Below are 12,486 nucleotides of genomic sequence, written 5' to 3'. Positions count from 1 at the left end.
AATTGGTTGGCGATATCGCTTACGCCAAATTTTTTATTCTGCGCCGTTGGAGCATGCACTTATCGCTCTCGCTAACTTGCACTGGCATAGTGCAAATCAGCGGCGCGATTTCCGTTTTGTTAACCATAAGAAAATAGACTGTCTTACATGGGATTTAATTTTCTTTTAAAAGAGCGTCATGAAAAACCCTGAATCGGAATAAGAGAAGATCGGCCAATAGATTTACGGCGTTCGGCCTGCCTGCGCCGGCGGCTTGAAAGAGAAGGGAGACTATTGGGGAATGGCATGCTTATTGCTCATGCTTATTACTGAAAATACAGAATTATGTCGTTACTTTCAGGAGCCGTCATGCAACTCAGGGCATTACGATATTTTAATGAAGTCGCGCAATGCGTTTCGTTACGTAAAGCGGCCACCCGACTCTACGTGACGCCCAGCGCGGTCAGCCGCCAGATTGAGCAGTTGGAGCATTTTTATGGCGCGTCGCTGATTGAAAGAAATCCGCGCGGCATCCGGTTAACGCGGGAGGGCGAATTTTTGGCGCAGGCCATCAATGCCACATTGCGCGAGCTGGATCATGTGAAGGAGCATATCGCCAACAGCCAGGGCGTGGTGGCGGGAACCATCCGCATGTTCGTCAGCGAGGGCTTAATCTCCGGCATCCTGGCGCCGGCGCTGGCGCAATTTTCCCAGCGCTATCCCAAGGTGCAGTTTCAGATCGAAACCGGCAGCGCGCCGCGCATCGCGGATGCGTTTCGCGCCGGGGAGGCGGATATCGGCCTGGCCTTCTACATGCCGCCGTGCGCTGAAATTGAAGTGACCCACCACTGTGATTTATGGCACCGGATCCTGGTGCCGCAGGGGCATCCGTTTACCGAACGTCATTCCATCACCATCAAGGATCTGGCCGGACAGCCGCTGGCGATTCCCAATTCCACCTTCTCCACCCGGCAGATCATCGAAGCCGCCGCCAGAAAAGAGGGCGTGCAGCTTAACGTCGCCTATACCACCAGCTCGGTGGAAGTGCAGAAGTGCCTGGCCCGAACCGGTATTGCGCTGCTGGTTCTGCCGCAGGCCGCGCGTCAGGAGCGCGATCTGGGCGACGGCCTGGCCGCCGTGCCGCTGCTCGACCCGCTGATTGAGCGCGTGCGGGTCGATCTCTGTTTGCCTCGGCAAAGAACGGCATCCATCGCCATCAAGACCTGCCAGAGTATGTTGGCGCAGATTATGGCGGATTGTTCGATTTAGCCTGATGTATGCGCGCCCCTGCGCGATGAGAATAGTGGCGGCGCGTGGACGCGCCGTCGGGCTACAATATTTCCCCGCCGTCGATCGCCAGCGCCATTCCGGTGACGAAGGATGAGCGGTTCGACGCCAGATAGACGATGCCGTCGGCAATCTCTTGCGGGCTGGCCCAGCGACCCATCGGGATGGTATCGGAAACATAGCGCTCCAGCGCTTTGCGTCCGCCCATCTGGCTTTCGAAGCCCGCGTTGAACGGGGTATCGACAAAACCGGGGCACAGCGCGTTGAAACGAATATTTTCGCGCGCGTAGTCGGCCGCCATCTGGCGCACCATGGCCACGGCCGCGTGTTTGGTGGTGGCGTAGGAGATCATGGCCCGATCGTACTGCAGACCGGAGTTGGAGGCGGTAATAATGACCGACCCGCCGCCCTGGGCGCGCATTGGGGCAAGCACCTCGCGCGCCGCGACGAAGTGCGCGCGCACGTTCAGCGCCCAGGCCATATCCATCTGCTGCGGGGTGACATCCTCCAGCCGGCCGCCAATCTGGATGCCGGCGTGCGAATGCAGAACATCGAGCCGGCCGTGGGTGCGCAGCACCCTGGCGACGGTGGCGGCGATCGCCGCGTCGTCGCGCACATCCAGCGCCCACGACTCGGCCCGTCCGCCCGCCGCCGCAATCTCGCCGACGGTTTCGCGCGCCAGCTCGGCGCGTAAATCGGTGACGACGACATAGGCCCCTTCGGCCGCCATCGCGGCGGCGCCCGCCCGGCCGATGCCGGAGCCAGCGCCGGTGATCAGGGCGATGCGCCCCGTTAAACAACCCGTCATTTTTACCTTCCTTTCGGTCAGCGCCCGGCAGCGGGACGATCCCCGCGCCGTAGCGTCAGTTGCGCGACTACCAGCACCAGTAGCGATACGCCCATCACCATCGTGCCGATAGCGTTGATTTCCGGCGTCACGCCGCGCCGGATCGAGGAAAAGATATAAATCGGCAGCGTGGTTTCGGAGCCCGCCACGAAGAAGGCGATGATGAAATCGTCGAAACTGAAGGTGAAACTCAGCAGAAACCCGGCAAAAATGGCGGGCGCCAGCAGCGGCAGGGTGACCTGGCGCAGGGTGGCGACCGGCCCGGCGCCCAGATCGCCCGAGGCCTCAAGCAGCGAAATATCCATGCCTTCGATGCGTGCGCGCACCAGAATGATGACCAGCGACATGGTGAACAGCGTGTGCGCCGCGATCAGCGAGTGATAGCCCATCGACAGCCGCACCCCGAGCAGCGCCTCCAGCAGCGGGTTAACCGTATCGAAGACCGAAACCAGCGCGATCAGCGTGGCGATGCCGATCACAATGCCGGGGATCATCACCGCAATATAGATCATGGCATCGAACAGCAGCCGTATGCGCCCTTTCATGCCCGTCAGGGCCAGCGCCGCCATGGTGCCGAATAGACTCGCCAGCAGCGCCGAGAGCAGCGCGACGGAGGCCGAGGTTTTCAGCGCATCCATCACGAAGGGGTTGGACAGCGCCTTGCCGTACCACTGCAGGGAAAACCCCTGCATCTGGCTGGCGCTGCGACCGGCCGAGAAGCTGAACAGCGCGATGATACCGATCGGTAAATAGAGGAAGGCATAGATTGCCAGTGCGTACATTCTCATCTCTGCTCTCCGCCTTAAATCAAACCCACATTTTCACGCGCCGCGCCGATCCGACGCAGCAGGCGCATGTAAAGCGCCACCACCACCAGCATGATGGCCACCAGCGTCATCGAAACGGCGGAGCCGAAGGCCCAGTTGCGCGACTGCAGGAACAGGTCCACCAGCGCGTTGCCGACGAAAAACACTTTGCCGCCGCCCAACATCTGCGGGATCAGGTATTCGCCCATCAGCAGAATGAACACCAGCATCGAGCCGGTCGCGACGCCGGGCAGCGACAGCGGCACCGTCACCTGCCAGAAGCGGCGCCACGGCGGGGCGCCCAGATCGCCGGCCGCTTCCAGCAGCCGTTTGTCCAGCTTTTCGAGGCTGACGTAGATGGGGAACACCATGAGCGGCAAATAGCCGTAAACGATGCCGATCAACACCGCGCAAGGGGTATTCAGCAGACGCACGTCGCCCAGCCCCAGATCGTGCAGTAGCTGCGGGATCCCGCGTCCGCCCAGCAGAAAGATCCAGGCGTAGCTGCGGATCAGGATTGAGGTCCAAAACGGTACGATGACCAGCACCAGCAGCAGCGTTTTCCATTTAGGCCCGACGCGAACCGCCAGAAAATAGGCGAGCGGATAGGCGATGACTAACGCCGCGATCATGCCGACCGGCGCCAGCGTCAGCGTATTGCTGAACGCCGTCCACCGCGAAGGCAGATTGGCGTACTGCTCCAGCGTGAACCCCGGCGCGTAGCCGCCGGCGGCGCCCCGTTCGCCGAAGGAGTAGATCAGCACGACAATCAGCGGCAGCAGCAGCAGCGCCACATACCACAGTGCGGCGGGGCTGAGCAGCAGCCAGCGCGCCTGCCTTCTCGAAATGACCATGCTTGCTCCTTTACGCCGACTTGAAGCGGGCCATCAGTTCCGCCCGATCGGGGTTGGTCAAGGTTACCGCGGTGCCGAACTCCAGCGCGTTCAATAGATCCGCCGCCGGGTATAGGATGGGATCTTCCAGCATCTCCTGCGGCAGCAGCGCGTTCACCCGCGAGTCGGCCACCGGAAAACCGTGCGCCATCGCTTCGCGCGCGTTGACCTGCGGGTCGAGAAGGAAATTGATCAGCGCATAGGCCGCGTCCCGGTGCGGCGCGCTCTTCGGCACGGCGTAATAGTCCGACCAAATTTCTCCCCCGTCCGCGCCCAGCGCAAAATGTATTTCAGACATGTCGCGGTTCATCTGCTTCCCTTCGCCGGTCCAGCACATCGTCAGCCAGGCGTCGCCGTTGCGCATCGGCGGTTGGTAGTCGGAAGTGATGGCGAACAGGTGCGGCTTGATCTCCAGCAGCAGCTTCTCCGCGTCGGCCAGCTCTTTCGCATCGATGGAATTAAAGGAGTAGCCGTAGTATTTCAGCGCGTTGCCGATCGTCGTCAGCTGATAGTCATGCACGATGGTCCGGCCGGAAAAGCGATCGCGCGTCAGGTCAAAGAACATTTTCCAACTGGTCAGCGGCGTCTCGCTCTTGGTGCTGTCCCATGCCATGCCGGTGGTGCCCCAGTTCTTCGGCACGGCATAAAGCTTACCGTCGACCATGCCCGCTTCAGAGAAGCGTTTGTCAAAGGCCGCGGGGCTATAGTTCGGCAGTTTGGACAGATCCAGCGGCTCGATCAGGCCGGCCTCGACATAGGTCGAAATCGTGTAGTTGGTCGGCACGAACACGTCCCAGCCGCTGCCGCCCGCCTGCAGTTTGGCCAGCATTTCTTCGTTCGAACCGAAGACATTGACCAGCGTCCGCACGCCCGATTGTTTGGCGAAGATATCGAAATTGGCCGGATCGTGGTAGTTCGGCCAGGTGGCCAATACGACGCGATTGCCCAACTGGGCGGCTTCGGCGCGGCCGAACAGCAGCGAGGGCATCGCGGTCCCCATTACTGCCATCGCGGTGCCCAGCCCGGTAATGCCCAAAAAATGGCGGCGCGAGATCGATCCCTTTTGATAGCGGCGCAGCTGTTCCATAAACTTCTGCCGGCTGATTGGCTTGTTATCGTCTTTCATGGTGGTGCTCCTGTATTGGAGAAGGTCAATCCTGGCCCAGGATCAGGCCCGTTCCGTGCTCCCAGACAACGTGGATCAGGCTGCCCACATCGGCGTCGCACAGCGCTTTTTCCGCCTGCCTCGGCACCATCACCAGCACGTTGCCGAGTTCAGGATGGCTAAGCAGGAATTCGATATGTTCGCCGAGAAAGATGCGTTGCAAGACGGTGGCGGATATGACGCTCGACTCTCTGGGCGCCGCAGAGATCTGGGACGTCAGGCGCAACGCCTCGGGGCGCACGGCGACCTCGACCCTTTGACCGGCGCTGGTCGGCGCTATTGTCTCCACCACGACAGATAAGCCCGCATCCAGCGCCACCTGCGCCATACCGCCTGCAACGGAGGAGACGCTTCCGGCAAAAATGTTCGCGCGCCCGATGAAGCCGGCGACGTAGCGGTTGGCGGGGCGATCGTACAGCTCCCGCGGCGTGCCGATTTGGGCGATGCGGCCTTTACCCATGATGCAGATGCGGTCCGACATCGCCAGCGCCTCCTGCTGGTCGTGGGTGACGAGAATGAACGTGATGCCCAGCGTGCGCTGCAGGCTGAGCAGCTCTACCTGCATTTCCGCCCGCAGCCTGGCGTCGAGCGCCGCCATCGGCTCATCGAGCAGTAAAATTTTCGGTTCGTTGACGATAGCGCGCGCCAACGCCACGCGCTGCTGCTGGCCGCCCGACATTTGCCAGGTGCGGCGCGCGCCGAACTCCGTCAGACGGACGGTTTCCAGCGCCTGGCCGACGCGTTTGTCGATCTCGGCGCGCGGTATCTTCGGACGGCGCTGGCGCAGGCCATAGGCGACGTTCTGCGCTACCGTCATGTGAGGGAAAAGGGCATAGTGCTGAAAGACCATATTCACCGGGCGGTGATGGGCCGGCGTATCGCCCACTTCACGGCCGTCGATCAGAATATCGCCGTCGCTCGGCATCTCGAATCCCGCCAGCATTCTGAGCGCCGTGGTTTTGCCGCAGCCGGAAGGCCCAAGAAAGGATAGAAATTCGCCTTTGGCGATGCGTAAGTTTAATTGGTCCGCGGCCAGCACATCACCATAGCGTTTGGTGGTGTTAATGAATTCTGCGATGGTATCGGCGGAACGCAAAGCGGGTGCGCGCGTGGCGTATGTCGCATATGTCATATATCCCTCTTCTCCCGTCAAATGCGTCAGAAACGGTTTATTTCTTTATCGAAAAAAAGAGTAGGAATTTTCCGCAGGGGTGTATATACCTCAAAAAGCATAGAGATCCGCCATTTCAAATAAAACCGGGGGAGCGAACGGCGGAAAGGGCCGCCGGGCGCGCCTTCGCCAATGATTTGCTATATGAATTTCCTATTTATATCCGTCATATTTCACGTGGCGGGAGGGGAAAATATGCCGAAAAATAGGCAGCCGGAAGCGGCTGAAAATGGCCTAAATATAAATGACGAACGGCGATTTTTACGCGAGGCATCCGTCGACAATATAAATTATTTATATTTGACTTATGCACAGAATTAAGCGTGACTGAATTAATAATATTTTATTGATGGACCAAGATATTTTAGTTTTATCGTTCGGTCTGATGGGCAGAAAAACGTGTTAAGGAGCAGGCTTGGGTGGATTGGGTCGAGAGCAGTGCTAAAGTTGTGGATTCCCTGGGCACGCCGGATTTCGCCCCCAGTTTGATCGACGCGCTGCGCACCGTTGTGCCTTTCGAATATACGGTGATTTTCGCCTATTACGAAGGGCGCAAACCCCTTGCGCTACATGATGATTTCCCGGATAAAAAACGCCGCGTGATGGTCGATGACTATCAGGCCGGTCCTTATCTTTTAGACCGGTTCTTTCGTCATGCGGCCGCCTGCGCCGCGCCTTGCCTGGTGAGGCTGCGCGATTTGGCCCCCGACCGCTTCTATCAGGGCGAGTACTTCCGTAATTACTATATCCAGACCGGTCTGGCCGAGGAGATCGGCTTTATGGTCAACTCCGGCCAGGGGGTGAGCGTCGTGATATCGGCCATGCGGGAATCCCGCCGGTTCTCGGCCCGGGAGTTTCGCAAACTGCGCGATGTGCTGCCGTTCGTCAACGCCGCTGCGCGCCGCAACTGGGGGAGTTTGGTGCAGCAATTCGCCGAGCGGCCGTCTCCTTCGCAGGAACCTAAGCTGGTCGATTTGATCGACAGGGCCTTCCAGAATATCGGCTCCAATCTGCTGACGCCGCGCGAGGCGGAAATCGTGGGGTATATCCTCAAGGGATACTCGGCCAAAGCGACCAGCCAAGCGCTCGGCATCTCGCCGGGAACGGTGCGCATTCACAAGCGCAACCTCTACGTTAAACTGCGCATCGGCTCGCAGGGCGAACTGTTTTCCCGCTTTATCACCGCGCTGACGGCGCTGGAGTGAAAATAACGCTTTTCTCGCCATGGCATGGCAAGTGTCACAGCACGATGTGCTGCCCGTTTAGACTCGTGTCGTTGGGGAAGCGGGCTTTTAATGTAAGCGCTCTTGTACACGGCTTTTATCCATGCCCGATCTGTATATCGGTCAATTTGCTCATATGTCGCTCGTTACCAGAGGGGATGTACTTAAAGAAGTGTGCGTAAAACTGAATAAGTACACCTTAAAGACACCTGAAACACGCGCTGTAGTGATACGACATAAGACTATATAAAGCAAAAAAGGCCATGATTTACAATGGCCTTTTTATCCTTTCGAGACTTAGTGAAACAACGCGAGATCGCGTGAAACGTTATTCGATGTTCTGGATCTGTTTGTTGAATATAAAATAAAAGTATTAAAAATTAGCTTATTAGTAGAATTTTTTCTGTGATTGCGGCGGTTTACTACCCGATGTACTACCCGTTTTGGGGGAGCGTTTTGAGTTTTTGCTAGGTTTCCGGCTTTTCACGAGTTGCCGTTTCTTTGATCCTTGCACAATATAAATAAGGCCTACAATCCTAGTCGTGTGAGGGATTACAAGAAATATTATTTTAAATACCTCTAAGGGTGATGTAAATACTTCGATTAGCAGATTAATTATTTCAATAGCTCATTATTGATATCGGATATTCTAGGAAATAATGATTTTTTATATCAAAAGTTCAGGACATTTTCCTTGAGGGCTGCTATTTTGAGCAGGTGTACGCTGAACGTACGTTTTGTATATAAAATGTGTCAAAAAAGGGTGTTTCATGTCTGAACTAGTATGGCCTAGGTGTATAGGTATATGTGCAACGATTAGCTGCTTAGTTAACGTGAGATAGTGTTGTAAGCTGACGTATCAGTTTTAATGATGTTGTAATGCAATAGTATTGTGGAAACAGGAGAGGTTGTTTTTTTATGATATCGGGGGGGAATATGGTGGCTAAGCCATTACCTAGTGAATTAGTGTCATTGATTCATTATGTTGAATTAAACCAAAGTGGATGGTGGAAAAAGGCCACTGGACAAATTATTAAAGGTTTTTTGTGTGATGAACCGGAACCTGTATCTTTGGAATATGTACATGATAAAATAAATAAAACCCTAGGATTATACATTCCAGATGATAATTTTAAAGATCAGATAAATGATCTTTTATCACGCCACTCTATTATTAAAATAAATAATAGGTTTTCACTTTCAGAAACAGAGTTGCAACTTTTATCTAAGAATAGATTAAAAGCAAAGCAAGAAGAAATAGATACTGAAATTTTTTTTAAAAAAACATTAAATGAAAGTGGGTTAGATATAGATTATGATAGTGCCTGGTTTTTTTTAAAAGAAGAATTAATAAAATCTATACATAATATTGGTGCAAATACTTATAAATTTCTCCGTGATGGATCTCTTCGCAGAGATCACGATTGGCTAAGAAGTTTCCTGAGTAAATACCCAGAAAAAAACCATATTTCATTAAAAAGATGTATTTCTGAACTTTTAAGCCCAAGTAACCAATCTACAAAAAATTACATACTGAGACTCCTTAATGCACACTTTTTTGTAGAGGCAACACAACTAAGCAAGGCAACAATAGATTCTCTTGATAAAGTAAATAAGCAAAGGGAAATAAAAATAATTCTAGATACTAATTTTGTTTTTTCAGTGTTAGGACTACATGATAATCCATCGAATGAATCTGCTGAATCTCTTCTGGAATTGCCTGGTAAAATAGGGGGGTTAACCATTCGGTATTATGTCCTAAGAAGAACTCTTGAAGAGATTGAATCAGTATTGTCATACCAATTAGAACGATTAAAAAACTTCAAATTTTCACCTAATCTCTCGGTTGCCGTTCGTAGAACTGGATCAATAAATGGTATTATCGCCAAATTTTTCGAAGAATGTGAAAAAAATAAAGAAACATTATCTCCTGAGGCTTATTTTTTACCCTATACTAAAGGGTTATCTATACTTTTAGATTCAAAAAATATAAAAATTCTTGAATGGCCCACCTTACATTATCCAACCCAACAATCTGTTATTGATGATTTAATTAGAATAGAGGAACATCAAAAAAATAAACCAATCTCAGAGAGAAAACGTTACGAAGCAATCTTACATGACATTATATTTTGGAATGCTATACAAGATAATAGGGATAAAATTGCAAGCTCTCCATTAAATGAAAATTGTTGGGGGGTTACCCTTGATTGGTCACTAATAAGATTTGATCAAGTAAAGAGAAAGTATAATAAATCTAATTTGCCTGTAGTATTACACCCAACAAATTTTTTGCAGTTAATCCAGTTTTGGATCCCTAGAGGCGAAAAATTAGAGTCAGGGATAATGGATAGTATGCGTTTGCCATTGTTTTTTAGTGAGTTTAATGCAGAAGATGAGCAAATAACACTTGAAATAATAACTAAACTTTCCACATATAATAATATTAAAGATATTGATGTTGATACTCTGAGTCACATATTAGCTGACACTGCTTTAAAAGATAAAATTAAAGAGGGCGATAAAAGCAATGAGAATATTATTTCTATAATTGAATCAAAATTTTCTGATTTAGCTAATGAGTATAAAAAAGAGTTAGATGAAAAAGAACAAAAAATAGCAGAGTATAAAGAAATCATTGAGAGTGTGAAAATTGAAGAGAAAACTTCTAAGCAGGATGTTAAAGATAAAAAGAGACAGGACAACGAAATTATTAGATTGAAAAGAGAAAATCGACATCTTAAAAAGAGAAGGGAATTGGATAAATTAAAAACCAGATCAAAAATAGAACGATGGAAATATATAGCAATAGTTCTATTTCATACACTTATTCCTTTGATCTTGACTTGGATTATTTGGCATTATTTAACCCCATGGATAAGTATAAAATTTAACCTTGACAAAGCAAATAATTTACTTCTACTAGGATTTTTAGCTACAGTATTAGTTTTTTCCTCAATCCAAAGCATGAAGTTAATTATAAAGAAAAACTCTAGTTATGAACAATGTGTACTTAACAAAGTATTGAAGAGTGGTTATGTTAACTTCATTTCTCCTATTATTGGCTTCTTTCTTGCATTTAAAGAACAAGTTATAGATATATTGAAAGGTATTAATTAATGATTATATTTTTAAATTCTATCGTAATGTTTTTAGATAAAAATGCATTGCATAATGATTAGCTATCAGCCGTCTTTTAGAGGCTGTAATGAAAAATGTGTAATTGCCTTTTTTATATTTTAACTTGGTGGTTGGTAATGAGTATGTTACATTTTAACAATTTCTTGGTGTTTTAATTTCATTTTGAAGAAAATCATAGAATTTTTTTAAAATCTCATCGTTATTTTTACGTTCAAACCCAAGTTGATAAAATCCTATACAAGCAGATAATATTGCTTTACTTGTTAGTCCACTATATTTGCTGGCATATAACGGTTCTATATCTCTGTACAAGGACCATGATCCATGAACGATTGTAGATCTAATTTTATACATTTCCTGTGCTATTATGTACCATTTTTCAAATTCACCATGATAAGAACTTACTAATATAGCGACACGTTTTCTAAAATTTAAAGCAATTTTATCATTGTAATCTTCACTTGAAAGACTAACCAGTCTTTCTAGAGCTGTTGCTAATTTGATTAATTTTGAACTTTCATCTTTGTCTTGAAGAGCGCTACTAAAAATGTAAATTGCATCTATAAGTCTATCAGTTATAACTGAATCATCTTTGGGTTCAGTAGCTAGTTTAATAACCTCATGTAAAACAATACCTAAATCTCCACTGATGTCTTCTTGGAATTTTATCCAAAATTCATCGCTCCACAATATTCTTCCTTTACTAGAGAAATTATAAGAAATATCACCCATATCTTTCTTTGAAAAATAAAATCCATTATAGTTTGGATATGGATTAAATGATAAAGAGATTAACTCGGATGATATCCCATAATGTTCACTGAACAAATGTAAAATCCCAACTATAAAATTCGCTACTTGTTTTGAGAATCGTGTTCTGCTCTCCTTAGAACGCCTGCTTATCGTTACCTTTAAGAAATGCTCAAAGGGAAATGTATGAGCATCGCAAAATTTTTTAGCTTCAGAAATGACAGTAATTTCTATATGCTTTTCTGCATATTCAAAAATTTCATCTCTTGGGATTATCTCTGCGGGTCCAATAATCACTTTTCTTTTCCCTAATCCATGAGCTAGAATGGGAAAATAAAATTCTTCACTTGTCATTTTTCTTTTTGCTAACTTAACCGCGTTATTTATTATCTTTGTACATCCTTTCATATCAATCTCACCTTTGTCTATGAAAAGGTGATTGTATAATGCATCACGTAAGTCACGATTAAATTCTGATATAGTAACTAACATCCCTAGCTTGTATGATTTTACTTTCCTTTGTGTGATCTCCAATAATCTATTATTGGATGAATATGACAAATAAATTTGTCTTCTAGGGACTTTTAGAGTTATTTTATCTCCATTGTTTGGTGTGTCTATAATCATACCAATGGTGCCATATTCTCTATTGTATTCTTTTTTTAAAAAATCTAAAGCCCCTTCCTCCTCAAAGCCATTATTTATTCTAATGGCTTCTGAAATGATAAATTCAAAATCTTTTAGGTCTTCTTTGGTCGCGCTCATAGAGTATTCTCTTAATTTAAAATAAAACGTTAATGTTATTGTGTTTTTATTTATTATTATATTTTTCTTAATGACATATATTTTATGACTGAGTAGCCTTACTTACCACTATCTTTTAGTTTTTTTGTTTTACTGTTTGTGGACTCCCTCGCTCCTGAACGGATTTCTATGGAATGGAAATCCGTTAGGGAGCCAACAAGCGCAGCGCGTTAGCCTCTTGATATACGGATTTTGGCGCAGTAGATTGTCAGTGTCACACCGCTGCTGCACGCAGCATTCCCATGTTGCCACGACCTTCAAGGCAACGCGCAGGACCAACCTGTGTGGTCGACTCCCAACCCGCCTCGCTACCAGTCTGCGGGTGATCGCTGCGGCGATGGTAGCTACCTTATCCCAATGCCTTAGGGCTGCATCCTTTTTGCTCTTAGTGAAGCAACTGCTTTTTACATACGCACTGAT

Annotated in this window: 9 protein-coding genes; 3 read left to right on the top strand and 6 right to left on the bottom strand. The window is 48.7% G+C overall.

Annotation, left to right across the window (positions count from 1 at the left end; all coding sequences use genetic code 11):
- Nucleotides 1-348 precede the first annotated feature (348 nt).
- Entirely contained in the window at nt 349-1,248 is a 900-nt protein-coding gene (locus VSX58_RS15790) for a LysR family transcriptional regulator (protein ID WP_327618923.1), read from the top strand.
- Nucleotides 1,249-1,309: 61 nt separating this feature from the next.
- Here VSX58_RS15790 and VSX58_RS15785 read toward each other — a convergent pair whose 3' ends face one another.
- The 5 genes from VSX58_RS15785 to VSX58_RS15765 are packed head-to-tail and all read right to left on the bottom strand — an operon-like array spanning nt 1,310 to nt 6,109.
- Nucleotides 1,310-2,074 carry an SDR family NAD(P)-dependent oxidoreductase gene (locus tag VSX58_RS15785; RefSeq protein ID WP_327618922.1) on the bottom strand — a complete coding sequence of 255 codons (765 nt, stop codon included), beginning with the start codon at nt 2,072-2,074 and terminating at the stop codon, nt 1,310-1,312.
- A gap of 17 nt (nt 2,075-2,091) precedes the next feature.
- Entirely contained in the window at nt 2,092-2,901 is an 810-nt protein-coding gene (locus VSX58_RS15780; protein WP_327618921.1) for an ABC transporter permease, read from the bottom strand.
- Between the two features lie 14 nt (nt 2,902-2,915).
- Nucleotides 2,916-3,773 (bottom strand): ABC transporter permease, encoded by an 858-nt coding sequence (locus VSX58_RS15775; protein WP_327618920.1) that lies wholly within the window; start codon nt 3,771-3,773, stop codon nt 2,916-2,918.
- Nucleotides 3,774-3,783: 10 nt separating this feature from the next.
- A complete protein-coding gene (locus VSX58_RS15770) occupies nt 3,784-4,938 on the bottom strand; it encodes an ABC transporter substrate-binding protein (protein ID WP_327618919.1) in 1,155 nt (384 codons plus the stop codon).
- A gap of 25 nt (nt 4,939-4,963) precedes the next feature.
- Nucleotides 4,964-6,109, bottom strand: coding sequence for an ABC transporter ATP-binding protein (locus tag VSX58_RS15765; protein WP_327618918.1), 1,146 nt, complete (start codon nt 6,107-6,109; stop codon nt 4,964-4,966).
- A 458-nt stretch (nt 6,110-6,567) separates the two neighbouring features.
- Between VSX58_RS15765 and VSX58_RS15760 the strand changes: the two genes are divergently transcribed.
- Both VSX58_RS15760 and VSX58_RS15755 read left to right on the top strand, forming a co-directional pair.
- Nucleotides 6,568-7,353 (top strand): helix-turn-helix transcriptional regulator, encoded by a 786-nt coding sequence (locus VSX58_RS15760; RefSeq protein WP_327618917.1) that lies wholly within the window; start codon nt 6,568-6,570, stop codon nt 7,351-7,353.
- 954 nt (nt 7,354-8,307) lie between these two features.
- On the top strand, nt 8,308-10,491 hold the full coding sequence (locus VSX58_RS15755; protein WP_327618916.1) for a hypothetical protein: 2,184 nt from the start codon (nt 8,308-8,310) through the stop codon (nt 10,489-10,491).
- 153 nt (nt 10,492-10,644) lie between these two features.
- On the opposite strand, the gene VSX58_RS15750 is transcribed toward VSX58_RS15755, so the two are convergent.
- Nucleotides 10,645-12,027 carry a hypothetical protein gene (locus tag VSX58_RS15750; protein WP_327618915.1) on the bottom strand — a complete coding sequence of 461 codons (1,383 nt, stop codon included), beginning with the start codon at nt 12,025-12,027 and terminating at the stop codon, nt 10,645-10,647.
- Between the last annotated feature and the right edge of the window lie 459 nt (nt 12,028-12,486).

This window comes from Brenneria populi (genome assembly GCF_036016195.1).
Classification (GTDB): Bacteria; Pseudomonadota; Gammaproteobacteria; order Enterobacterales; family Enterobacteriaceae; genus Brenneria; species Brenneria populi.
Note: the sequence above shows the minus strand (reverse complement) of the source record. Positions and strands in the feature narration are given on the sequence as shown.